Source organism: Falsibacillus albus (assembly GCF_003668575.1).
Lineage (GTDB): Bacteria > Bacillota > Bacilli > Bacillales > DSM-25281 > Falsibacillus > Falsibacillus albus.
In genome coordinates this window covers 1-24,150 of record NZ_RCVZ01000026.1, presented here as the reverse complement: position 1 = coordinate 24,150, position 24,150 = coordinate 1, and the positions used below count along the sequence as shown (strand labels likewise).

Below are 24,150 nucleotides of genomic sequence, written 5' to 3'. Positions count from 1 at the left end.
TCTGGTTCCCCTCAATCCAATTTTCCTCCACGACGGGCACCAGATTGCAATTCTGATTCCCCTTATTCCATTTTCTTCCTACGACGGGCATCAGACTGCGATTCTGATTCCCCTCAATCCTATTTTCCTCCACAACGGGCACCTGACCTCGATTCTGGTTCCCCTCAATCCACTTTTCCTCCACGACGGGAACCTGAATCCGATTCTGGTTCCCCTCAATCCACTTTTTCTCCACGACGGGCACCAGATTGCAATTCTGGTTCCCCTCAATCTACTTTCTCTCCACTACGGGCACCAGACTGCAATTCTGATTCCCCTCAATCCACTTTTTCTCCACAACGGGCACCTGACCTCGATTCTGGTTCCCCTCAATCTACTTTCTCTCCACTACGGGCACCAGATTTCATCTGCCATGCATCCTGCCACCTTCGTTCCCCAAAATCCATCCACAAACCGACGTCCTCGCCCTAAAATAACAAAAAGCAACGGGGATCAACCCCGCTGCCTTTTCAATAGAAATTATTCTGCTTCTGTTTCTTTGCTTTCATCTTCGTCTTTTAATCGATCCAGGACCATTAAGTATGCGTCATTGCCGTAGTTCAAGCAGCGTTTGACGCGGGAGATGGTTGCGGTGCTCGCTCCTGTTTCGGTTTCGATTTTGTGATATGTTTTTCCGTCGCGCAGCATTCTGGCTACTTCCAGGCGCTGGGCTAGGGATTGGATTTCGTTCACTGTGGCTAGGTCATCAAAAAATAGATAGCATTCTTCAAGATCTTTAAGAGTTAAAACGGCTTTAAAAAGCTGATCGAGTTCTTTTCCTCTTAATTTTTCAATTTGCATGCTTTTATCTCCTTTAATTTCACTATTCTTTATGGAATGATACCATCTCATCCAAGCCGGGATCGGTCGGTACGATGTTGATCCATGTTTTCCCCTGGACGAAATTCAATGCTTTTCCGTTTTCATACGGAAGGATACGGCCCTCAATGTTTTTCCATTGAACCTTTTTGACTACGCCTCTTTGGACGAGGTAGGCATTTCCCCCTGATTTTAAGTTAATATCACGGCGGCCATGGCTGTCAATGATCTTGTGATCGGTTTCAATGATGAAAATATTGTCAAGAAGGACCGGCTCTTTAGTATCTAAATCCGCAGTCAGTTCCCCTCCGGAATATCTTTTATATTTTTTCGAACTATCATCGTATTCGTACACGACTTCAAAGGATTGGTTGTGATAATAAGAAATCATCACGTTCTTTCCGTCATCGCCTGTCAGCTTGTCTGCTTCATCCTTTGTCATGAATGGCAGCGGCGCGGGCGGTGTATCCATTTCGTAGCCGCGCTGATCGGCTCCTTTTTGGATATTTTCGAAGGTAATGTATGAATTGTGCGGCGCTTTTCGGAAGCTTGCCCTTTTGAAAAGCGTTCCATCATACTGAATGCCATTGAGATTGTCGATGTAGCCGGACATCAGCATTTGCCTTGCTTCCGGACTGTAGCCGTGCGCAATGTACAAGCTGTCATATCCTTTGGCCAAATTGATGAAATAGTCGCGTGCACTTCGGACAGGACCGACTTTTTCAGGGAGTTCACTTTGGAAAATGGCAAGGAAGCGTGTGATATCGCCTTCAGCCAACACTTCATAGGTCACATCCGCCTTTTGCAAACCGGACTGTGGGCGTGCTGCCGGGAAGTTATTGATCATGACTGCAACAGAACGCCTTTTGGGCTCTTCATTCGTCCCGATTCCCGTCAGTGGATAATGGTAAGGATATTCGTCCTTTTTCTGATTTTCCTGTGGATTCTGCTCACTGGTTGTTTTAGAATTCTCATTGGACTTCGCTTTCGGATCTGCGGTTTTCTCTGTTTTTCCACCGCATGCAGAAAGCATTAATACAGCTGCCAGTATTAGCACCAGCATTTTTTTCAGCATAAAATTGACACCCCTATATTTCTTTATAACCTGCTCTATTCATAAAGTTTGCTAGCATAATTTGATCTCCACGGCAGGATGCTCGCTCCGCTGCAGAGTCTCACACCTTCCGTTCAATCAAACTCATGTGATGAATTTTTTTACCAACAACCTTCTCCCCTTTGAACAGACTGTCTCTTTATTATTTTAACGCATTATCGTTGGAAAGAGTACCGTTTTCTTCATTACATCGTACATTCCCCTCGGTGTGATGCGTATATAAGGCAAATGTGTAGACGAGAAAAAGAGTAGGGAATAGACTGGATCTCCAAATGGATATCCCCGTTCTTTTAGTAATCGCTTCAGGGTTTTTTCCTCTTCAATGAGCTGAGGCATCTCTTTCTCTGACATGACGCCGGATAATACCAACGGAATTTCATGAAGGACTTGTTCATTTTCCGTCAGCACGATGCCCCCGCCAAGTTCTTTCATCCGTTTAAAGGCAAGGAGCATATCTTTTTTGCATTTTCCGATCAATATGATATCACCTGTATTTGAAAAAGATGACGCAAAGCCTCTGACGCTGTCGGCAAACCCTTTGACGAGGGTGTTGATCCTCCATTCACCATTACGGTCGAGAAGCATCAGGAAGCTTTCATCATGATTCATCGGCAATTCGTCGATGGCAACATCCATGGTGATCGAATATGGTTTCGTGATAACATCGTTCACCATTTCAATTCCAAAAGGCATGGAAAACTGCAGATCATCCATCGTGAGATCCCAATTGAAACTCAATGGAGAAAAACCATGTTCAGCCCAGGAGATTTCCTGCATATCCTCCACTAGTTCACCATCGCGCATAATCCATTTCCCTTTGGAGATAACGCTGACCGGTGTTGGATTATTTTCATCCTCCAATAAGTTGATGTTCGCAATTCTTCCGGTGGCAATCATGCCGTGGAGATGCTGGAAGCCATAATATTTTGCAACATGATACGATGCCATATGATAGGCATCGATCGGCGGAATGCCTTCCTCGATGGCCATCTTTATGACCCGGTCCAGAACACCATCTTCATAAAATCCAGGAGTCGAACCGTCTGTATTGAAGAACATGGAATCATATTGATCGATCCCCATTTCCCTCATGTCCTTTAAAAGCACAGGAAGGTCAGGTCTGATGGAGGAATGGCGCAGCGAAACCATATATCCCTGCATGAGCCGGTCGTAAATTTCCTTGCCATTCATCGCTTCATGATCACAATCTGCCCCAAGCAGGGCCATTTTGGCAAGCGTCATTTCAGATGCGCCCGGGAAATGGCCTTCGATTTTTTTCTTAGCCTTTTTTGTCTCTTGAATCCAGTGGAGGATGAGGTCATCGCCGGCTAACAGCTTCGGCCAACAGGTCAACTCTCCTCCTTGAACAACATCTTCATGTTCAATCCACGCTTTTACCTCACCAGGTGAAAAGACGGTTTCTTCATTACTCAGCTCTGTCTGCGAATCAAAACGGCTCCACCAATACATCGTAACAGGTAATTTCTTCAGTTCCCCCAATAAAGAAAACGCTTTCTTTTTTCCCAACAATAAAACCAGCATTAAATTATCATTGATGAAAGTCGTTGTGCCGGTTTGTGATGCATACTGAGAAAAGGATTGGGGATTATATAATTGAAATGGATGAACATGCGGTTCAATATAGCCCGGTACCAGTGTGTATGAGGAACAGTCGACAATTTCACAGCCCTGTATATTTTCCGGCATCGCTTCCCCTACATACACAATGCGGTCATCAAGGATCCAGATGTTCCCTGTCAGCCATTTTTTGAAAACGGAGTGCAAATAACGAGCATTTTTCAGCACGATGGACGGTGACTTTTTGTGATTCAACACTGCCACGTGGTCTCTTATTTGTTTGTTTTTCCAACGGTATCGTTGTTCTGCCATCATCATTCCTCCCTAAGGAGTAGTTTTCTAAATATTTGTTTATTATACTAACATATTTTTCTATTTATCACACTAAAGAGTTGAAATTTAAATGTAAAAATTATGTGAAGGAGTGCATTGAACATGAAAATCAGCCCAAATATCGGTATCATCAACGCTTTGGTCAGAATCACATTAGGATTGACCGTCCTAACATTTTCCACTGCAAAATTAACAAGACGTCCTTGGAAGAATTCTTACCTGCTGCTTGCATTACTAGGCGCCATGAAGGTTGGGGAAGGAATTCTTCGCTATTGTCCACTGACTGCCATGATGGATGGCGGAGGTAAAATGGCCTCTTCCATGGGTTCTTTCATGGGCATGGGCAAAAATAAACAGGAGCATTCACATGAAGATTCCCATCAGCAGCAATCCACGCACCAAGAATATCAGCAAGGCAGTGCCAACGTCAGTCCAGAGGTAAAAGCCGCTATGAATTCTTTTAAAAATGAGCTGGGCGATGATTTCAGCCACCAAAATCAAAAAAAGGAATCAAAAAACAGCGGCAGCCAGGATGTCAAAAATATGATGAAGACGTTTGAAAATAAGCAAGGCGGCAATCGATCCGAAAATGGAAACAACAATCCGGACTTGGAAGCAGCCGTTGAGTTTTTTGAAAACAAAGTGGATCAAGCCACTTCTTCCAATCATCAAAAGCAAAATCAATCCAATCAACAAAACCATCATTAAAAAACAAGGCTCTTTTGCTTGGGCTTAAGCAAAGTTTCAACTTCAAAATAGCAAAAAACAGCCAAAAACAAAAAGGGCGGATTATAATTCCGCCCTGCATTTTTAAAAAAAGGAGTGCATGTTATATCATGTTCATGGAATATCTCACCGATATGTCATTTGTTCTAATCGCATTGATCGGCGGCATTGTGGCGCTATTTTATGTCTATATCCGCAAATCTAGAAGGAAGCGCGTTCGATAGCTTTTTGTCCGATATCCTTCCTGTAAAAGAAGGAAGGGGACTGGATTTTCTTCATTTCTTCGTACACTTGTTCAATTGCCTGCTCATGGCTCGGAGCTTTTTCGGCCAATAAAAGGACGCGTCCCCCATCAGAAACAAGTTTTCCTTCGGCGATTTTTGTACCGGCATGGTAAACGAGAGTCGAGGGGCTCAATGCAGATAATTCAGGAAGCTCGATATTTTTCTCATAGCTATCTGGATATCCCGCTGATGCATATACCACCCCAAGAACGGTTTCATTGCTCCATTCCAGCTCGAAATCTTCCCTTTTCAATACTGCTTGGAAGACATCGAGAATATCCGACTGCAATCGAGGCAGCACGACCTGTGTCTCGGGATCTCCGAAGCGTGCATTGAATTCGATGACTTTTGGACCTTCTTTGGTCAAAATCAGTCCCGCATATAATATTCCACAAAAACTTTTCCCTTCCCGAACCAGCCCTTCAGCTGTGGGGAGTAGAATCTCTTCATAGGACTGGCGCACAAATTCCTTTGGGATATGCGGAACCGGTGAATATGCTCCCATTCCGCCGGTATTCGGACCTTGGTCCCCATCAAACGCCCGTTTATGATCTTGGGCGATCACCATCGGATAAACCTTTTCACCATTGACAAAAGCCATGAATGAAAACTCTTCACCTTCCAAAAATTCTTCAACGACAATTTGTGAAGATGCTTGGCCAAATTTTTCTTCCACCATCATTTCTTCCAAGGATGCCAGCGCTTCTTCGAGGGTCATCGCGACGACAACACCTTTACCAGCAGCCAATCCATCTGCTTTAATGACAATCGGAGCACCCTGCTTAAGAATATACGCCTTGGCTTCTTCATACTTATCAAAGGTACCGTAAGCGGCTGTCGGGATTTCGTACTTCTTCATTAAATCTTTTGCAAAGGATTTACTTCCTTCAATCTGTGCGGCATCCTTTTTCGGTCCGAAAATAGTTAGTCCTTCGGCTTCAAATCGATCGACGATCCCATCTGCCAACGGATTCTCCGGCCCGACTACCGTCAGATCAATCCCCTTGTTCTTCGCAAAATCGACAAGACCTTCAAAATCGGTTTCATTCAGGGGGACAAGCGCTGCAACTGTAGCGATCCCTGCATTTCCAGGCGCACAAAATAGTTCGGTCAGCTTCGTACTTTCGCTTATCTTTTTGCAAATCGCATGCTCCCTGCCTCCACGGCCAATCACTAATACTTTCAAACGACACGCCTCCATTCGAGATGATTCATTGTTTGATTACGATTACGCTTAACATCTTAGTTGGATTTCCACTCAAGGATGACCGCTGCCCGCAATTCCCCCTAGCTGGTTGCAATCCGGCAATGGAGCCGAGCGGAACCAGCTAGGGGGAGTCAGGATATCGGCCAATCGACAATTTTCGCTAACTTCTGCAATCCCTACCAGCCCTCAAGACTCTGCCCGCTATGAAAAAAGGCGGTGAATCCACCACCTTTCAAAATATCAATGCTTAAAATGTCTAACTCCTGTCATGACCATTGCAATGCCATACTCATTGGCTTTTTTGATCGAATCCTCATCACGAATCGATCCACCTGGTTGGATGATCGCCGTGATGCCCGCTTTTGCAGCTGCTTCGACCGTATCATCCATCGGGAAGAAGGCATCGGATGCGAGGACGGCTCCTTTTGCCTTTTCGCCAGCCTGCTCAAGTGCAATTTTTGCAGCGCCGACACGGTTCATTTGACCCGCACCTACGCCCAGTGTCATATCCTTGTCTGCAACCACAATTGCGTTGGATTTTACATGTTTAACTACTTTCCATGCCAATTTTAATGCTGCCATTTCTTCTTCGGTCGGCTCACGATCGGTTGCCACCTTTACTTCTGCATCAACAAGGCTGTAAGCATCCTGATCCTGGATCAAAAGGCCGCCTTCCACGGATGTGAGCATTTTCTCACCTTCGATGGAGTGATCGAAAGGAATCGTCAATAACCTGATATTTTTCTTGCCAGTTAAAATTTCAACCGCTTCGTCAGAAAATGCAGGTGCAATGACGATTTCAAGGAATATTTCATGCAGGCGCTTTGCAGTCGCAGCATCGACAGCCCGGTTGAATGCTACGATTCCGCCGAAAATGGAAACTGGATCTGCAGCGAATGCTTTCGAAAAAGCATCTTCTATCGTCTGTCCGACTCCGACCCCGCATGGGTTCATATGCTTGACTGCCACTGCAGCAGGTTCGGTGAACTCCTTAACGATTTGCAATGCAGCATCGGCATCATGAATGTTGTTGTACGACAACTCTTTTCCATGAAGCTGGCGTGCTTTTGCAATTGAAAAAGAAGATCCCAGCGGATTTTCATAAAAAGCCGCTTTTTGATGGGGGTTTTCCCCGTAGCGAAGCGGCTGTTTCAATTCATACGTATACGTAACGCGTTCAGGCAAGTCCTCGCCAGCCTGCTTTGTCATATATTCCGCAATGTATGCATCGTAGGAAGCAGTATGACGGAATACTTTGGCAGAGAGCTTTTGTCTTGTTTCCAAAGTCGTGCCGCCTTGCTTAAGCTCCGCCAATACTTTATCGTAGTCCAATGCATCGACAATCACCGTCACGGATTCGAAATTCTTCGCTGCTGATCTAAGCATAGACGGACCGCCGATATCAATGTTTTCAATGGCATCCTCGAAAGCTACGTTTGGTTTTGCTACCGTTTGTTGAAAAGGATATAAATTGACGCAAACCAAATCGATCGGTCTGATATTCTGTGAATCGATTTGCGCTTTGTGCTCAAGATTCGAAACCTTTGCCAACAATCCTCCGTGGATATTCGGGTGAAGCGTTTTGACTCGCCCATCCAAAATTTCAGGAAATCCAGTTACATCATCCACGCCGATGACCGGAACTCCATTTTCCTCAAGAACCTTTTTCGTGCCGCCGGTTGATAAAATCTCAAAGTCCAGCTCGATCAATTGCTCTGCAAATTCAATAATGCCACTTTTATCGGATACGCTGATAAGGGCTCTTTTTTTCATTGAACGCTCTCCTCCCTTTACTAAACTCTACTTAAGTTTGCCTGTATTTTTTGCAAGGTCTCTGGATATATCGCATGCTCCACTTCATGGATTTTCGCTGCAATGCTTTCCTCCGTCTCATCCTCCTCCAAGTCAACTGCCTTTTGGGCAATGATTGGACCTGTGTCCATTCCTGCATCTACATAATGAATCGTCACGCCTGTCACTTTCACACCTGCGCGGAACGCTTGTCCGATTGCATCCTTGCCTGGGAAGGATGGCAGCAAGGAAGGATGGATGTTCACGATCTTTTCCGGATATCTTTCCAATAACGTAGGACCGATCAATCTCATATAGCCTGCAAGTGCGATGAAATCAATGCCATGCTCTTCAAGTTTTTCAATGATCACACGCTCATAGGCTGTTTTGTTCTCATATTCTTTTGCTTGAAATGCAAAGTAAGGAATGTTTTCCTTTGTCGCCCGCTCGATGACAAACGCATCGGGTTTGTCGCATATTAACACTTCAACGCTGGCATCTAGCCTGCCTTCATGGATGGCATTGACGATTGATTGAAAGTTGCTTCCGCTCCCTGAGGCGAATACCGCTAGTTTCATTGCGCTGCCTCCATATCCTTTAGATTTTTCACCAAGGCTCTTTTGTAATGTTTGTTGCTTTTCAACATGCGTTGTACGATGTTGATTTCCTCGGAGGGAGGCTCGATTATTTAAAACGAACCCCTTCACCTTTGCTGACGTTCCCGATTTCATATGCTTCTTCATCGATTCCGCTCAGGTACGTGATGATTGCAGAGGCTTTCTCTGCTGGAACGGCAAAAACAAAACCGATGCCCATGTTAAAAATATTGAACATATCTTGCTGCGTCAAGCTTCCGTATTTCTCAAGCGTACCAAAGATGGCTGGAATCGGCCATGAACCAAGCTCGATATCCACTCCGAGACCTTCAGGAAGCATCCGGGGGATATTTTCTATGAAGCCGCCGCCTGTTATATGGGCCATGCCATGGATTTCGAAATGATTCAGCACGTCTAAAACAGGCTTAACATAGATTTTGGTCGGGGTCAAAAGCTCATCACCAAGGCTGCGTTCAAGTTCAGGTAATTCAGTGTCCATATCAAAGCTGTGATTTTCAAAAAAGATTTTACGCACGAGCGAATAGCCGTTGCTGTGGATGCCGCTGGATGGAAGGCCGATCAAGACATCCCCGGTTTCAATCGCTTCCCCGTTCACTAATCGGCTTTTCTCGCAAGCTCCGACTGTGAAGCCGGCTAAATCATACTCTTCTTCATCATACATGCCCGGCATTTCAGCTGTCTCACCGCCAATCAGTGCACATCCAGCCTGTTCACAGCCATCGGCGATTCCTTTGACAATCTGCTCGAGCTTCTCGGGAACGGCTTTGCCACAGGCAATATAATCAAGGAAATATAACGGTTCTGCTCCTTGTACGACGATGTCATTGACACACATGGCCACACAATCGATGCCGATCGTATCATGGCGGTCTGCCAAGAAGGCAAGCTTAAGCTTCGTTCCCACTCCATCTGTGCCGGAGACGAGAACCGGCTCCTTCAATTGAAGGGCTGAAAGGTCGAACATGCCGCCAAAGCTGCCCAAAGCGCCCATCACGCCGAGGCGGTTTGTTCTTTCTACGTGTTTTTTAATGCGGTCCACCGTTTCGTATCCTGCTTCAATATCAACACCTGCTTGTCGATATGCATTTGCCATTACAGTTCCCTCCAATTAACGAACAAGTTCTTTTTCATGCGGCAATAGTGTATCCGGATAAATTTCCGTCGGATATTTTCCTGTGAAGCATGCCATACACTGCCCGCAAGTATCTCCTTCAACTTTACGTCCGATTCCGGCCAGTGTTCCTTCGACACTCAGGAACGTCAAAGAATCTGCACCGATGATGTCCCGTATCTGTTCGACGGAATGAGCAGCTGCAATCAACTCTTCATGTGACGACGTATCGATTCCATAGTAGCAAGGGTTTTTGATCGGAGGCGAACTGATGCAAACGTGAACTTCCTTTGCACCTGCTTCTTTCAGCATCGTGACGATCCGTCGGCTTGTCGTCCCTCTGACGATCGAATCATCGACCATTATGACCCTCTTTCCTTCCACGACACCACGGACAGGGGAAAGCTTCATCTTGACCCCTTGCTCCCGCAGGGATTGAGAAGGCTGAATGAATGTCCTGCCCACATAGCGATTCTTGATCAATCCCAATTCATATGGAATCCCTGAGGCTTCGGCAAACCCGATGGCAGCCGAGATGCTGGAATCCGGCACACCAGTTACGACATCTGCCTCGATCTGTGCTTCCATAGCGAGCCTTTTACCCAAATTTTTTCGTGCCGTATGGACATTGATTCCGTGAATGTTGCTATCCGGCCTTGAGAAGTAAATGTATTCCATCGTGCAAATGGACTTTTGTGTGGAATACGTGAAATGTTCGGAGCGGATGCCGTCATCATCAATGATGATCAGCTCGCCAGGCTCCACGTCCCTGATAAACTCTGCACCCACCACATCAAACGCACATGTTTCGGAAGCTACACAATAGGCATCCCCAACTCGGCCGATCGATAGCGGCCTCAATCCATTCGGATCCAGCGCAATCATCATTTCCGTTTCCGTCATGACAAGAAAGGCATAGGCGCCTTTGAGCATGGACATAGCATTTTTCAAGCGTTCTTTAAATGATGCATAGCCGCTTCGTCTGATTAAATGCGCCAGCACCTCAGTATCCGAGCTCGTTTGAAAAATGCTTCCTTGCCGCTCCAGTTGATGTTTCAGGGCATTCGCGTTGACAAGGTTCCCATTGTGGGCAAGCGCCAGGCTGCCTTCCTGAGAATTGAACAGGAGGGGCTGGACATTTTCATAGCCTCCCCCTCCAGCAGTGGCATAGCGTACATGCCCGATGGCTGCCTTTCCGACTAAATCCTGAAGCTTATCTTGTTTAAAGACTTCCGTGACGAGCCCTTCACCTTTGAGGCCCTTCAGCCGCTGGCCATCTGAAACGACGATGCCCGTCCCTTCCTGGCCGCGATGTTGAAGGCTGTGCAAGCCGTAATAGGTCATCTGTGCAGCTTGGTGATGCCCCCAAACGCCGAATATTCCACACTCTTCATTCAAACCTTTTAATTCAGCAAGCATGTGATGGCTCCTCTCCAGGCGTTCTCCAATTGTTGAACGTCTTTTTCGATAAGTATTTTGCCTGAGTCTGTTTGAATCATAAGTTTACTTGATTCCGTCACTTCGCCGATGCATGAAGCATCTTGAACCATTTCTTCAAACTCATCCTTGTTCTCTTGTTTCACCGTTACGATAAAACGTGATTGCGTTTCGCTGAACAGAGCAGATACCACTTCTCCTGGAAGCTTGATCGTTGCACCAAGTCCTTCTGTACCGAAAAGGGATTCCGACAATGCGACAGCCGTTCCTCCTTCCGCTACATCATGTGCCGAAGCAACCAATCCTGCCCGGATCGCCTTTAATAATTGTTCCTGTCTTTTTGCTTCCAGGGCAAGATCCAATTCAGGAGATTTTCCGAAGATCTTTCCATGCACAAGCTTTTGAAGTTCGCTTCCGCCAAATTCCGAATTCGTTTCCCCGATTAAGTAAATCAGGTCGCCGCTCTCTTTAAACGTTTGCGTTGTGACATGATCTAGGTCCTCCACCAACCCGACCATACCTACGACCGGTGTAGGATAGATGGCCGTTCCATTCGTTTCGTTGTAAAGCGAGACATTTCCGCTGATGACAGGCGTTTCAAGCAAACGGCAAGCGTCGCTCATGCCATCGACCGCTTTTTCCAGCTGCCAGAAAATTTCCGGCTTTTCTGGATTTCCGAAGTTCAAGCAATCCGTGATGGCCAAAGGCTTCCCGCCAGAACAGACAATATTGCGCGCTGCCTCGGCAACGGCGATTTTTCCGCCTGTTTCCGGATCCAGGTATAGATAGCGGGAGTTGCAATCCGTTGTCATCGCGAGGGCTTTTCTTGTCCCCCTGATTCTCACAACCGCAGCATCTGATCCTGGGCAAACGACCGTGCTTGTACGAACTTGATAGTCATATTGATCATATACCCATTCCTTGCTGGAGATCGTCGGCTGCTTCAACAGCTCCATTAACGTTTCGTCATAATTTTCTAGTTTAGGCGTTTCGGTTTCCATCGCTTGGAATTCCTTGAAGTAAACAGGCACTTCAGATGGCTTATGGTAAACAGGCGCTTCTTCCGCCAACGCATCAGCAGGTACATCCGCAACCACTTCTCCTTTATGAATCAGGCGAAGCTGTTTGTCATCGGTCACGCGTCCAATCGCCACTGCTTCCAAATCGTACTTATTGACGATTTCCTGGATTTCATTTTCCCTGCCTTTTTGGACGACGATCAACATGCGTTCCTGTGATTCGGAAAGCATCATTTCATACGCAGTCATTCCTGTTTCACGCTGCGGGACCAAGTCAAGGTTCATTTCGATTCCGGATCCTGCCTTACTCGCCATTTCAGCTGATGAACTTGTCAGCCCGGCAGCGCCCATGTCCTGGATCCCAACAAGTGCATCGGATTTTACAAGCTCCAAACAAGCTTCCAATAAGAGCTTCTCCATGAACGGGTCGCCCACTTGAACGGCAGGACGTTTTTCTTCCGATTTTTCGCTGAGCTCCTCTGATGCGAATGTCGCGCCGTGGATGCCGTCCCGTCCAGTTTTTGCCCCGACATACATGACGGTATTGCCGATTCCGCGCGCCTGGCCTTTTTGAATGTCCTTATGGTCGATGACTCCGACGCACATCGCATTGACCAGTGGATTTCCTTCATACGTTGGATCGAATTGGATTTCGCCTCCGACAGTCGGAATTCCGATGCAGTTTCCGTAGCCAGCGATCCCGGCTACGACTTCTTTAAATAAATACTTAACGCGAGCAGAATCAAGTTCTCCAAAGCGTAAAGAGTTGAGGAGTGCAACAGGTCTTGCCCCCATCGAGAATACATCCCGTATAATTCCTCCGACACCCGTTGCCGCACCTTGATAAGGTTCGATGGCAGATGGGTGATTGTGGCTTTCGATTTTGAATACAACCGCCTGACTGTCTCCGATGTCAACGATTCCAGCTCCTTCACCAGGTCCTTGAAGCACGTTCTCTCCTGTTACCGGGAATTTTTTCAATACGGGCTTGGAATTCTTATAGCTGCAATGTTCTGACCACATGACCGAAAACAAGCCGGTTTCCGTGTAGTTAGGTGTTCTGCCCAGTATATTTTCTACCATTAAAAATTCTTCTTCAGACAATCCCATTTCCTTATAGATTTTTTCTTCTTTTATTTGAATTGGACTTGGCTCAAGCATTAATGACATGTGATTCCCTCCAATGATGGACGATTGATTTGAAAAGTTTTAATCCGTCACGGCTTCCCAGCAAGGTATCGACCGCTCTCTCAGGGTGCGGCATCATGCCCAGCACATTCCCTTGTTCATTGACGATTCCGGCAATGTCGGCGATGCTTCCATTCGGATTGCTGCCTTCATATGTGAAGACGATTCTGTTTTGTTCTTTTAACGTTTGAAGTGTTGCTTCATCACAGTAATAGTTCCCTTCTCCATGGGCGACTGGAATTGTGATCACTTCACCCTTCTCATAGGCTGATGTGAACATCGTTTCGTTTTCGTTTACCTTCAGCTTTACCGGGCGGCAGATGAATTTAAGGCTTTCATTCCGACGCATCGCACCTGGGAGCAGGCCAGCTTCAAGCAAGATCTGGAATCCGTTGCACACCCCAAGGACCGGCTTTCCTGCTTCTGTCGCTTTGATAAGCTCCTTCATAACATTGGAAAAGCGCGCTATGGCGCCCGAACGCAAGTAATCTCCATAAGAAAATCCACCGGGAAGGAGGATTCCATCATATTGGTCCAAGGAATCGGCGTCGTGCCAGATATAATCGACCTCTTCGCCCAATTCATCCTTTATGGCATGGTACATATCTACATCACAATTCGAACCCGGAAAGACGATTACAGCGAATTTCACTGTGCAACACACTCCTCGATTTCGTATCGGTAGTCTTCAATGACTGGGTTGGCCAAAAGGCGATTGCACATTTCCTTCACTTGCTCTTCCACGTCTTTCTCCGTTTTTTCGATGGTAAGCTCCATGTACTTCCCGACCCTTACATCACTTACATCTTTATAGTCCATGCTGTGCAATGAATGTTTGACAGCAACCCCCTGTGGATCCAATACACTCTCTCTTAACGTTACGAATACTTTTACTTTATACATGGGTGGATTCTCCTCTCAATCGGTTTAAAATCATTTTATACGCATCTGTAAGGCTTCCTAAGTCACGGCGGAAGACGTCTTTATCCATTTTCTCATTCGTATCCAGATCCCATAGTCGGCATGTGTCGGGTGAAATTTCATCAGCAAGCATGATGCTGCCGGTTTCGTCTTTCCCAAACTCAAGCTTGAAGTCGATCAGTTTCACGCCGCAGGATAAAAATAATTCTTTCAGGAACTCATTGATCTCAAGGGCAGTCTTTTTCAGAAAAGCCAACTCTTCTAAGCTTGCAGCCTTTAACACTCTTACATGTTCATCGGTGATCAGTGGATCTCCCAAGTCATCATCTTTGTAATAAAGTTCGACGATCGGCTCTTCCAGCACAGTTCCTTCCTCAATGCCCAGCCTCTTCGATAGGCTGCCTGCAATGACGTTCCTAGTCACTACTTCAAGCGATATGATGGAAACCTTGCGGACAAGCTGTTCTGTCGCTGAAAGCTTTTCGATGAAATGGCTTTGGATGCCCTTTTCACGAAGCTTAGAAAATATGAAGCTGGAAATCTCGTTATTCAATGTTGCTTTTCCTTCAATCTCTGCTTTCTTTTCGCCATTGAAGGCAGTGGCAGAATTTTTATACTGAACCCAAACGACGTTTTCCTCTGACGTGGCAAAAATTTTCTTGGCCTTTCCTTCATAAAGCAAGCCTCGCTTCTCCATTTTGGACCCTCCTATTATAGGAAAATTAGCAATATTGCGAATAAAATCCGATAAAAAAAGAGGCAAAGTAAATAAATGTATCACTTTACCTCTTATCAAATTGGCTAAGATCTTAGCGTATCAACCCGACACGATCAAAGATGGTATCCACATGCTGCAGGTGATAATTGTAGTCGAAACAGTCATCGATCTCTGCAGGCGTAAGCTTGGATGTCACCACATCATCTTTTTCGATCAGCTGGCGGAATGGAACTTGCGCTTCCCAAGCTTCCATCGCTTTCGGCTGAACGGTATCATATGCTTCCTCGCGTGACATGCCTTTATCGATCAAAGCTAGAAGGACGCGCTGCGAATAGATGAGGCCCAGCGTGCGGTCCATATTGCGCTTCATATTCTCAGGAAATACCGTCAAGTTTTTCACGATATTGCTGAAGCGATTCAACATATAGTTCAACGCAATGGTTGCATCCGGCAAAATGACCCTTTCCGCTGAGGAATGGGAGATGTCACGCTCATGCCAAAGTGGAACATTTTCATAGGCCGTCATCATGTATCCACGGATGACCCTTGCCATCCCTGTCATGTTTTCCGATCCGATCGGATTGCGTTTATGCGGCATCGCAGATGAACCTTTTTGCCCTTTTGCAAAGAACTCTTCCACTTCGCGGGTTTCACTCTTTTGCAGTCCGCGTACTTCGACTGAGAATTTCTCGATGGAAGTGGCAATCAACGCCAGCGTGCTCATGTAGTGAGCGTGGCGGTCGCGCTGCAGTGTCTGGGTGGAAACAGGTGCAGGCTGCAGCCCCAGCTTTTTGCACACATATTCTTCGACGAATGGATTGATATTCGCATATGTTCCAACCGCTCCGGACATTTTTCCAAATTCGATTCCTTCCGCCGCTTGCTTGAATCTTTCTACATTGCGTTTCATTTCTTCATACCACAATGCAAGCTTCAGACCGAATGTCGTCGGTTCGGCGTGGACGCCGTGTGTACGGCCCATCATGACCGTATATTTATGCTCGATCGCCTTGTTTTTCAGTACTTCTACAAAACGCTCCAAATCGTTCAACAAAATGACGTTTGCTTGTTTGATCAAATAGGACAATGCCGTATCGACAACGTCAGTGGAAGTCAAACCGTAGTGGACCCACTTTCTTTCTTCCCCGAGTGTTTCCGATACTGCACGGGTAAATGCCACGACATCATGGCGGGTTTGCTCTTCGATTTCTTTAATGCGATCGATGTTGAAAGAGGCATTCTCACGTATCTTTTGCACGTCTTCCTTCGGGATCTCACCCAGTTCCGCCCATGCTTCGCAAGCTAAGATTTCAACTTCCAACCAGGCATTAAAACGATTTTCCTCTGTCCAAATTGCGCCCATTTCTGGTCTTGTATAACGTTCAATCATGCTGTGACGCCTCCGTCCTTTTATACTTTTTCATTCCATACCGGATTCTTTTCCAATTCATCCAGGGTGTCTTCCAATTGATCGGCCAGTACCGTTACATGCCCCATTTTCCTCAGCGGCTTTGGTACATCCTTTCCATAAAGATGAACGGACCAATGTGGATTCTTTACTATTTCTTCGTTCAGTACATCCAGATGCTTCCCTAATAGATTGACCATCACAGCAGGTTTCAATAACTTCGGAGTTGTCAGCGGCCAATTGCACACCGCACGGATATGCTGGCCAAACTGTGAAACACTGCATGCTTCAATCGAATAGTGTCCGGAATTATGTGGCCTAGGTGCAAGCTCATTGACCAGGATCCCGCCATCTTTTGCAACGAACATTTCAATCGCAAGGGTACCCACAAGCGCAAAGTGTTCGGCGACCTTCTCGGCAACCTGGTAAGCTTCATCCGCTGTTGAAGTGTTCACCCGGGCAGGCACGATCGTTTCATGAAGAATGTTCTGGACATGTATATTTTCCCCAACCGGAAAATACGCAACGTTCCCATCAGGGTTTCTAGCCACAATGACGGAAACTTCCTTTTCAAAAGGAATCCAGGCTTCCAATACGCATGGGCCTTTCCCAAGCAGATCAGCTGCCTCTGCGATATCCTCCGTGCTTTTGATGACATGCTGGCCTTTCCCGTCATATCCACCTCTGGAAGTTTTCAAAACGGCCGGGAATCCGAGCCTATCTATATTATCATAAATCTCTTGCTTCTCATGGATGACAGCGTAAGGGGCAACCTCTACCCCCGCTTCAACCAGCGCCGCCTTTTCCAAAATCCTATCCTGTGTAATCCTGATGATGTCCGCTCCCTGAGGAACATACGCTGTTTCGGTTAGCTCCTTCAAAGTTCCATAATCGATGTTTTCGAATTCGAATGTAACAACATCACTGAGCTGACCGAGCTTTTTCAACGCATCAAGATCGTCGTATGTAGCAACGATTTGCTGATCAGCCGCTTGTCCAGCCGGGCAGTCTTCAGTCGGATCAAGTACAATGATCCTATACCCTGCTTCTTTGGCCGCCAATGCCATCATTCTTCCAAGCTGTCCGCCTCCGATGATTCCGATCGTGCTCCCTGGTTGTATGAAATGGTTAGCCAAGCTGATCACTACTTTCCAATACTTGATTTTTGGTTGCTTCACGTCTTTTTTCCAAACGGTCCGCGACTTCTTCGTCATTTACTGAAAGGATCTGTGCTGCAAGAAGACCTGCATTGGTCGCTCCAGCTTTCCCGATCGCAACGGTTGCCACCGGTACGCCCCCTGGCATCTGCACGATGGACAACAGGGAATCCAATCCATTCAAGGCTTTCGATTGCACCGGAACCCCTATGACCGGAAGCGTCGTCTTGGCTGCTGCCATTCCAGGCAAATGCGCTGCACCGCCCGCGCCGGCTATGATGACCTTCAATCCTCTATCTCTTGCACTCTCTGCATATTCAAACATTAAATCCGGAGTTCGATGAGCCGAAACCACTTTCTTTTCATAGCCGATCTCCAGTTCATCCAGTACATCACACGCATGCTTCATTGTTTCCCAATCTGATGTACTCCCCATGATGACTCCTACAAACGGTTTCATTTTCATCGCCTCCTAAAATTTTCATATAAAAAACCCCAGATTCAGCCTCTCTCATATGAGAGAAAGCAGAATCTGGGGATAGAAATTTTCAGGGTAAAAAAGCATAAAAAAGGATACCCTCTCGATTTTATCCAAAAGGTCTACTCTCCCTCATAGTCCGATCATTTACGGTGATCAGGTAGAAACTCATGGGCCATATTCCCATTATTATATGAGGTGCTATTAAGCTATCAACAACTTCATCTTAACAACCGGCTAGACGATTGTCAACAAAAATCGAACGATGGAAGTTACAGGTATTTTGAATGTTCGTGTTTTAGGAGAGAATTTTGCCTTCAAAGACAATTTTTTGTCCTGCCGGCACATATTCAACCTTCCCGTTTTGCTTCACTTCTTTGAAAACAGGCTTCTCCATGCGCCGCACCGGCTGGTAGCCTTCATTTTGCATCCGATCAAGGCAGTCGCTGATGCTTTCGTTATCCTGTACTTCAAACAACTTCTTTGTCTTGCTCATGTTTGCAATTTTCCTCTCTTAACAGCTTTGACCCAGAAACCTCCATAGATGGTTTTCGGTTCATAGGCGATAATGAACGCTTTCGGATCCATTTCCTTAATCGTATGATACAGCTGCAATTCATTCTTTCGGGGTGTGAGGATTTGCAATGCCATCCGTTCCCCCTCGAGACCATTCGCAGCCCAGTTCGTCACCCCATAGCCTTTATCCCGGAGCGACTTTGGCAAATCCTTATCATATTCCTTTGTAATCACATTGACGGTAATATAGCCAAGCGCGAGCTTCTCCTCGATTTTCATCCCGACGATGACCCCGATTCCATACCCGACCGCATAGGCAATCAAATTTTGGATCTGGTTCAGATTGTCCAGCACCAGGCCCAAGCCGACGACATAAATGACCACTTCGATCATACTGACAAATGCCGCGATATACCGATATCCTTTTAATGTTAAGATCATACGGATCGTAAAGAACGATACGTAAACGATGTTGATGAGCAAAATGATTCCAACCATGACGAAACTATTGTGCAGCAACGTACATCCTCCTTTCCATGTTGAGCAGCCAAACTGTTCGGAGAGATTCAACGACGGTTTATAGCTGTTTTCGCTTTGTATTAAAACTATTACGACTCATTTTACAACAAAAATCAACATACTTCACACTTGAAATAATTTACTATACTTTATTGGTTTTTCCCATCCGCAGATTTTTAAACCAAAAGGAGCCCAGCGGTCACTTTATGCATCAGAGTTCCAATAATTCACACACGTAAGCAAATCAAAAAATGTTATTAGAAAAAAATACCAATTAGTTTTCATTCCTGCTTTCCTCTAGCTAAATAGTAAAATAGCATCAGGAACCAAATTCTGTATAAATCGTACATAAATTGAAAGATCTAAAACTTATAATCCAATGCAATTTCCAGCATACACATTTCAACTTTTTTGAAGGAGGACAAGATGAATCAAAAGAAACCTATTTTCACGATACTTTCATGCTTACTCAGCTGTTTCCTTATCCTATCGGCTTGCAGCCATTCAGATGCAACCAGCGCGAAGACACAGGCTGAAAAGAAAAAAGAAGATAAGTATGAAAAGCTCGCAAAAGCAAAAAACAAGGAACTGGACTTAAAGCCGCTTGAACTGACTTCCTACAGTGATAAAATCGGCGCTTCTCTTAGTAAGCCTGCCTATAAGGAGTTTGCCGCAAATGGAAAAGTCATCATTGAGGGGAAGATTGAAAAGTTTTCGGAGCTGAAATCCGACTATGCCTGGATCAAAGTGTATTCAAGCGAAGCCGATCCGTCAGAAAATCAGCTTGAATACTATGCACCGATTAAGGACGGGAAATTCAAGCAAACCATTCATTTTTTCAACGGAGATGGTGAATACCGTGTATCCGTACAGCTTCCAAGCACGAAGCAGGACAATTATTATTACGACACGGCTTCATTTACCGTCCACAACGTTAACCCGGATGCCGAAAGGGATGTAGCCTATACCCCGTTCGGCCAGGATGCGGAGTTGGATTTGGATTTGAAGTCAAGCTATATAAAGGAAAAGGAAATCTTCCCTTTAAAAGGGGAAGTGAAGAATCTATCTGATGATGATATGATCATGCTGCGGCTGCAAAAGGATTCAGAAACATGGAAGCAGGTCGTCCCGGTGGAGAACGGAAAATTCTCCTATGACGTTCCACTGTTCTATGGAAAAGGGCTGCATACCCTTGAAGTTTTAGTTCCAGACGAGGATCGAAAAAACTATTATAAAACCGCGACGACGATCCTAATCGATAACGAATCCGACCGGAAGATGAGTCCCATCGAATATTCGAAGACTTACCGGGAACGCGGAGTTACCTTGGAATCGCCTCAATTCGGCGGCGGCAAGGCAGATGGCACTTACACGATCAAAGGAAAGATTGATCCAAAGGCACAATTCGGTCCGGAAACGACACACATCTATGTCACGACGAAAAAAGGAGACGACGAAGCATTGGATGTCATCCCCGTGAAGGATTTTACTTTCGATGATTCCTTTTATTTAAGATTTGGCCCTGGAACATATGAAGTGACCCTCAGCGTCCCAGAAATCAAGGATGAAAAAAGTGATTACTTCAGATATTTCGGATTTGCCAAATTCGAAGTGAAATCCACTGGTGAAGACGAACGCGATCTGCTTCCTTCCCGCGGGGTCCAGTCCGATGATCCGACAATCAAAGACTTGGCCGCAAAGCTGACTGCATCAAAAGGATCTGATCGGGAAAAAGCCAAATCAATCTATGATTATGTCGCGAAAAACATTTCATATGATGTTCAAAAATATGAAGATGACGACTTTAATTGGGACGACAGCGCACTGAAAACATTGAAACTAAAAACGGGCGTATGCCAGGATTACTCTTATCTGTCGATCGCCCTTCTTCGTGCCGGCGGCATCAAAGCACGGTTCATCGAAGGCTGGGCAGGTTCCATCTTCCCAGGAAGGCATGCCTGGGTCGAAACATATGTGGATGGAAGATGGATGACGATGGATCCTACATGGGGAGCCGGCTATCTAAAGGATGGCAAATTCGTCGCCCACTACACAGATCAATACTTTGATCCCAATATGAAAGAGTTCGAGAAAACCCATACCCGCACCGATGTTATGTATTAATATAGAAAGAGCCAGCCTTCCCGGCTGGCTCTTTCAGATTATTGACTTGTTCGGTGCTCGCCAACTTCGGAGAGCGTCTGGCTTCCTCCTAAAACGCTCCTGCACCGCCTCCGCCGCTTGATCCCCCGCTTGATCCCCCGCTAGATCCACTTCCTGACCCGGTCCAGGATGAGGAGTAAGTGCTCCGATAATGCTGGTGAGTATAGGAAAAGATTTCAATGGCCCCTGCATATGCGATGAAAGGAGAAAACGCATTCCCTTCATCTGAAAACCTTTCTCCGTAATGCCTTTTCAACTCATTAAAAAGATCAAGGGATAAGGCATGCTGGAACCATTTTTCAGACTCCCCGAAATCAAATTGACCCACAGCGACTTGATACCTAAACTCCTTCATGCATCTGTATATCGGTGCACCCGTGGGGTTGATATAGGAAACCGGCAGCAAACCGCCGATAAAAAACATCACGGAGAAGATAGGTTCACATCGGTCCGAAACCAAATGGATATTTAATAATGCAGCAGCTGCTGCAATTGCTGCAAAATATAGCGGAAAAAAGCTGCGAAGCGTCTTCTTGTATAGAACGAATATCCATCCGATCATCATCAATAACCCGAATATCGATAAATTAAGCAGGCTGGATGCACCTAAGTATCCATTGATCAAGAACAAGATGATTACAGCAGGTATGGCAGCCTTCGCAAAGGCTTGCCTGATTTTGTTTTCAGAAATATATTCTCTCACCTCTGAATCATTCTCCGCTAACTCTCGCCAACGCTTGAACCGTCTATTAAAAGCCTTTTGTTCCCGTTTGAACTCCTTGCTCCTCTCCCCGCGCCTTTCCTGCGCAGTCGGAAAAGGAAGCTGGTCAAGCGAGAAGGTTCTTTGACCGTTCCAATCGTTATCAAATAGCCAGTCGATCAGTTCTTTCTCATACTCTTTAAGACTATGATCCTCTTTTAATACCTTAAACAGATACGTTTTGTCCGGTGCTCTGTCATCTTTTACATACGCTCCCCTGGCAGGCGTCTGCTCCATGGACAATATGCCATTCTGATGCATTCTGAAAAGGACGCTGACCACATCAATATGCTTCAATTTTCCTTTGCGATATAGAGCAGCGAGCAAGAAAGAATCCATGCGTTTGAGGTCTTCCAATGAGCCGCCCTTCCTAAAGGCGTAGTACTGCCGTTGAATGTAAATGAAAGAAAGGATAAATAAAAGAATCAAGATCGACATGACTGCAAGATTGATTGGGTCCATAATCGGACTCCAGCGTTCCCTCATCTCCATCCTTTTATGATTTTGCTTTTCACTGCCCAAAATGGCAGGAAGCTTGTTTTTATTATCGCTATACGACATATCTTTCAGGAAGGTTTCTGGAAATAAGTAACGGATTTCCACAGTCTCTCCAGCTGGAAGGAGGTCATTTGTATAGACCGCACCATCTTTTCCATTGTTTTTGATCGATCCTCCCGTCAAGTCATGGACAAAAGCTCGGCTCTTCACCATTTCAGGAACGCCATCATATAAACCGATGGTAATCCGGAGGTTGTGTAGATCGGTTTCATTCATATCATCAAAGAAGCGCCAAAAAAGCTGGCCAGTATCCTTATATTTCTTGGCTGCATCATTGATTTTATAGCGGTAATACACCTTCTTTTTTTCATTCTTTGAAGGAGTATGTATTTTGTAGGTCAAATCATCTTTTTCAACCTTTAATGGCTTCAGTTGATGGGGATCAAGATTATCAAGCGTCATTTCTTCCGGGGCAAGGTACCCTTCAAAAAAATCGACGCCCCCGTGATCATCATCCCCAATGGTCCTTGTCGTGCCATTATATGAGCCTTTGAAATTATATGTATATAACTCTTGTACATAAAGGTCGCCATTGTTCATCACACCCGCTCGGATATCGACTTTGTCGATCGAGAATGACTTGGCCTGGGCTATTTGGGGATGCCATACCAACAAAGCAATTGTTAAGAGTACGAAATAATGACGCAGTTTCACTGACGAGTTGCCTCCTTTGCAAAACAATAGGTTTATTATAGCGAAAGATGGAAGGGTTCCTGCCAATTTGTTGAAATTGGTCGTTTATTCATATATACCCATAATTTGTATTTTGCAACCTTTTTAATGAAGGGAAGGTATTGCCATTTTTCGATGTTCAGTTCGGTCGGGATTGGGGGAAGTGAAAAGGGCGAAATGAAAAGGGCGAAAATTGTTGAGTTGTGTCGAATAATCGATATATTGGGATTTTCGCAGATAAATGTGGCAAATTCGGAGATAAAATGAGATTTTCGCAGATGTCTTGGTGGTTTTCGAAGATAACCTATCATTCGCGATATCTTTATGGGAAGTTTGCGGCTATTCTTAGGGTGTTTTGTCTCCATAAGAGAAATGAAGACCCGTTTTTTCATCATATTTGGCGTTTTTTAATCAGGATCATTTGTAATCGTGGTGTTTGATAAATGGGCGATCAGATGAAGTGGTTGATCTCCGCGGAAGGATGCTCGCTTTCCGAGGGGCCTCACACGAAGTGAGGTCGTTCGATGTTGGCACATGGATGTGCCGAACTTAATCGAACATCCGCCTAATACCTCCTCGCTCCGCTGCGGGGTCTCCCCTGTCCCGCTGATCCCTCCGGAGTCTCGCACCTTCCGCTCCGATCAACAGCGTTTTCAACAAATAAATTGTCCATGAATTCCTTGTTTCGTTTACTCGGGGGAGGAACCCTAATTTGTTCAAAAGCTTTTTTGAAGAAAACCTTCCTTGTTCGGATAAATAATGACCTTCGAAATCGGATTGGCAGGGGGAATGAATCAGAAACAAACAAATTTATCAGCTTCTTGGTTTGGCTGACTTCTTTATCAATTTCTCTTCCTTTATTTTAATGATTATTTCCACTTCCTTGCGGACTTTCTTTTTTTCAAACAAAAAAGCAGCCTCTCAGAGACTGCTTTTTCCTAATTGCCCGGCAATGTCCTACTCTTGCAGGGGGAGAACCCCCAACTACCATTGGCGCTCGAGCTTAACTGCCTTGTT

Annotated in this window: 22 protein-coding genes and 1 riboswitch; of the genes, 3 read left to right on the top strand and 19 right to left on the bottom strand. The window is 45.5% G+C overall.

Going from position 1 to position 24,150, the window contains the following annotated elements; all coding sequences use genetic code 11:
* From D9X91_RS21505 to D9X91_RS21490, 4 genes are all read right to left on the bottom strand, one after another.
* Positions 1–235 (bottom strand): hypothetical protein (locus D9X91_RS21505; RefSeq protein WP_148709105.1); only part of this gene is annotated, 235 nt, incomplete at its 3' end.
* A gap of 284 nt (positions 236–519) precedes the next feature.
* Entirely contained in the window at positions 520–840 is a 321-nt protein-coding gene (locus D9X91_RS21500) for a YerC/YecD family TrpR-related protein (protein WP_121682713.1), read from the bottom strand.
* A gap of 22 nt (positions 841–862) precedes the next feature.
* Complete coding sequence (locus D9X91_RS21495) at positions 863–1,933, bottom strand: DUF3048 domain-containing protein (protein WP_121682712.1); 1,071 nt, start codon at positions 1,931–1,933, stop codon at positions 863–865.
* Positions 1,934–2,119: 186 nt separating this feature from the next.
* Positions 2,120–3,862, bottom strand: a complete 1,743-nt coding sequence (locus D9X91_RS21490) for an adenine deaminase C-terminal domain-containing protein (RefSeq protein WP_199738157.1) — start codon at positions 3,860–3,862, stop codon at positions 2,120–2,122.
* A gap of 123 nt (positions 3,863–3,985) precedes the next feature.
* On the opposite strand from D9X91_RS21490, the gene D9X91_RS21485 reads away from it, so the two are divergent.
* Positions 3,986–4,591, top strand: coding sequence for a YgaP family membrane protein (locus D9X91_RS21485; RefSeq protein WP_121682710.1), 606 nt, complete (start codon positions 3,986–3,988; stop codon positions 4,589–4,591).
* A 128-nt stretch (positions 4,592–4,719) separates the two neighbouring features.
* Positions 4,720–4,833, top strand: coding sequence for an EYxxD motif small membrane protein (locus D9X91_RS23115; protein ID WP_325050549.1), 114 nt, complete (start codon positions 4,720–4,722; stop codon positions 4,831–4,833).
* Here D9X91_RS23115 and purD read toward each other — a convergent pair.
* The 14 genes from purD to D9X91_RS21415 all read right to left on the bottom strand — a co-directional run bounded on the left by purD (position 4,811) and on the right by D9X91_RS21415 (position 18,980).
* Positions 4,811–6,079 (bottom strand): phosphoribosylamine--glycine ligase, encoded by a 1,269-nt coding sequence (gene purD, locus D9X91_RS21480; RefSeq protein WP_121682709.1) that lies wholly within the window; start codon positions 6,077–6,079, stop codon positions 4,811–4,813. The two genes, D9X91_RS23115 and purD, sit on opposite strands and share 23 nt — an antisense overlap.
* Before the next feature lie 261 nt (positions 6,080–6,340).
* On the bottom strand, positions 6,341–7,873 hold the full coding sequence (purH, locus tag D9X91_RS21475) for a bifunctional phosphoribosylaminoimidazolecarboxamide formyltransferase/IMP cyclohydrolase (RefSeq protein ID WP_121682708.1): 1,533 nt from the start codon (positions 7,871–7,873) through the stop codon (positions 6,341–6,343).
* Between the two features lie 20 nt (positions 7,874–7,893).
* Entirely contained in the window at positions 7,894–8,469 is a 576-nt protein-coding gene (purN, locus tag D9X91_RS21470; protein WP_121682707.1) for a phosphoribosylglycinamide formyltransferase, read from the bottom strand.
* 106 nt (positions 8,470–8,575) lie between these two features.
* Positions 8,576–9,601, bottom strand: a complete 1,026-nt coding sequence (purM, locus tag D9X91_RS21465; RefSeq protein ID WP_121682706.1) for a phosphoribosylformylglycinamidine cyclo-ligase — start codon at positions 9,599–9,601, stop codon at positions 8,576–8,578.
* 15 nt (positions 9,602–9,616) lie between these two features.
* A complete protein-coding gene (gene purF, locus D9X91_RS21460; RefSeq protein ID WP_121682705.1) occupies positions 9,617–11,038 on the bottom strand; it encodes an amidophosphoribosyltransferase in 1,422 nt (473 codons plus the stop codon).
* Positions 11,023–13,245, bottom strand: coding sequence for a phosphoribosylformylglycinamidine synthase subunit PurL (gene purL / locus D9X91_RS21455; protein WP_121682704.1), 2,223 nt, complete (start codon positions 13,243–13,245; stop codon positions 11,023–11,025). Before purL ends, purF begins: the two co-directional genes overlap by 16 nt.
* On the bottom strand, positions 13,229–13,915 hold the full coding sequence (gene purQ, locus D9X91_RS21450; RefSeq protein WP_121682703.1) for a phosphoribosylformylglycinamidine synthase subunit PurQ: 687 nt from the start codon (positions 13,913–13,915) through the stop codon (positions 13,229–13,231). The genes purL and purQ overlap by 17 nt, the downstream gene beginning before the upstream one ends.
* Positions 13,912–14,166 (bottom strand): phosphoribosylformylglycinamidine synthase subunit PurS, encoded by a 255-nt coding sequence (gene purS / locus D9X91_RS21445; protein ID WP_121682702.1) that lies wholly within the window; start codon positions 14,164–14,166, stop codon positions 13,912–13,914. The genes purQ and purS overlap by 4 nt, the downstream gene beginning before the upstream one ends.
* Positions 14,159–14,881 carry a phosphoribosylaminoimidazolesuccinocarboxamide synthase gene (purC, locus tag D9X91_RS21440; protein ID WP_121682701.1) on the bottom strand — a complete coding sequence of 241 codons (723 nt, stop codon included), beginning with the start codon at positions 14,879–14,881 and terminating at the stop codon, positions 14,159–14,161. Before purC ends, purS begins: the two co-directional genes overlap by 8 nt.
* Before the next feature lie 112 nt (positions 14,882–14,993).
* Positions 14,994–16,292, bottom strand: a complete 1,299-nt coding sequence (gene purB / locus D9X91_RS21435) for an adenylosuccinate lyase (protein ID WP_121682700.1) — start codon at positions 16,290–16,292, stop codon at positions 14,994–14,996.
* 20 nt (positions 16,293–16,312) lie between these two features.
* Positions 16,313–17,446, bottom strand: a complete 1,134-nt coding sequence (gene purK / locus D9X91_RS21430) for a 5-(carboxyamino)imidazole ribonucleotide synthase (protein WP_121682714.1) — start codon at positions 17,444–17,446, stop codon at positions 16,313–16,315.
* A complete protein-coding gene (gene purE, locus D9X91_RS21425; protein ID WP_121682699.1) occupies positions 17,439–17,927 on the bottom strand; it encodes a 5-(carboxyamino)imidazole ribonucleotide mutase in 489 nt (162 codons plus the stop codon). Before purE ends, purK begins: the two co-directional genes overlap by 8 nt.
* Positions 17,928–18,060: 133 nt before the next feature.
* Positions 18,061–18,162, bottom strand: a riboswitch (purine riboswitch).
* Positions 18,163–18,243: 81 nt separating this feature from the next.
* Positions 18,244–18,441, bottom strand: coding sequence for an NETI motif-containing protein (locus tag D9X91_RS21420; protein WP_121682698.1), 198 nt, complete (start codon positions 18,439–18,441; stop codon positions 18,244–18,246).
* Complete coding sequence (locus D9X91_RS21415) at positions 18,438–18,980, bottom strand: DUF2179 domain-containing protein (RefSeq protein ID WP_121682697.1); 543 nt, start codon at positions 18,978–18,980, stop codon at positions 18,438–18,440. The genes D9X91_RS21420 and D9X91_RS21415 overlap by 4 nt, the downstream gene beginning before the upstream one ends.
* Before the next feature lie 426 nt (positions 18,981–19,406).
* On the opposite strand from D9X91_RS21415, the gene D9X91_RS21410 reads away from it, so the two are divergent.
* Positions 19,407–21,104 (top strand): transglutaminase-like domain-containing protein, encoded by a 1,698-nt coding sequence (locus D9X91_RS21410; RefSeq protein ID WP_121682696.1) that lies wholly within the window; start codon positions 19,407–19,409, stop codon positions 21,102–21,104.
* Positions 21,105–21,192: 88 nt separating this feature from the next.
* Here the strand turns inward: D9X91_RS21410 and D9X91_RS21405 are convergent, their stop codons facing one another.
* The gene (locus D9X91_RS21405; RefSeq protein ID WP_158598389.1) at positions 21,193–23,115 is read right to left on the bottom strand and encodes a DUF2207 domain-containing protein; all 1,923 of its coding nucleotides are present in this window, start codon (positions 23,113–23,115) and stop codon (positions 21,193–21,195) included.
* Positions 23,116–24,150 lie beyond the last annotated feature (1,035 nt).

Coding starts and splice junctions, on each gene's coding strand:
- D9X91_RS21500 (WP_121682713.1), bottom strand. CDS start 840: ATGCAAATTGAAAAATTAAGAGGAAAAGAACTCGATCAGCTTTTTAAA.
- D9X91_RS21495 (WP_121682712.1), bottom strand. CDS start 1,933: ATGCTGAAAAAAATGCTGGTGCTAATACTGGCAGCTGTATTAATGCTT.
- D9X91_RS21490 (WP_199738157.1), bottom strand. CDS start 3,862: ATGGCAGAACAACGATACCGTTGGAAAAACAAACAAATAAGAGACCAC.
- D9X91_RS21485 (WP_121682710.1), top strand. CDS start 3,986: ATGAAAATCAGCCCAAATATCGGTATCATCAACGCTTTGGTCAGAATC.
- D9X91_RS23115 (WP_325050549.1), top strand. CDS start 4,720: ATGTTCATGGAATATCTCACCGATATGTCATTTGTTCTAATCGCATTG.
- purH (WP_121682708.1), bottom strand. CDS start 7,873: ATGAAAAAAAGAGCCCTTATCAGCGTATCCGATAAAAGTGGCATTATT.
- purN (WP_121682707.1), bottom strand. CDS start 8,469: ATGAAACTAGCGGTATTCGCCTCAGGGAGCGGAAGCAACTTTCAATCA.
- purM (WP_121682706.1), bottom strand. CDS start 9,601: ATGGCAAATGCATATCGACAAGCAGGTGTTGATATTGAAGCAGGATAC.
- purF (WP_121682705.1), bottom strand. CDS start 11,038: ATGCTTGCTGAATTAAAAGGTTTGAATGAAGAGTGTGGAATATTCGGC.
- purL (WP_121682704.1), bottom strand. CDS start 13,245: ATGTCATTAATGCTTGAGCCAAGTCCAATTCAAATAAAAGAAGAAAAA.
- purS (WP_121682702.1), bottom strand. CDS start 14,166: ATGTATAAAGTAAAAGTATTCGTAACGTTAAGAGAGAGTGTATTGGAT.
- purC (WP_121682701.1), bottom strand. CDS start 14,881: ATGGAGAAGCGAGGCTTGCTTTATGAAGGAAAGGCCAAGAAAATTTTT.
- purB (WP_121682700.1), bottom strand. CDS start 16,292: ATGATTGAACGTTATACAAGACCAGAAATGGGCGCAATTTGGACAGAG.
- purE (WP_121682699.1), bottom strand. CDS start 17,927: ATGAAACCGTTTGTAGGAGTCATCATGGGGAGTACATCAGATTGGGAA.
- D9X91_RS21420 (WP_121682698.1), bottom strand. CDS start 18,441: ATGAGCAAGACAAAGAAGTTGTTTGAAGTACAGGATAACGAAAGCATC.
- D9X91_RS21410 (WP_121682696.1), top strand. CDS start 19,407: ATGAATCAAAAGAAACCTATTTTCACGATACTTTCATGCTTACTCAGC.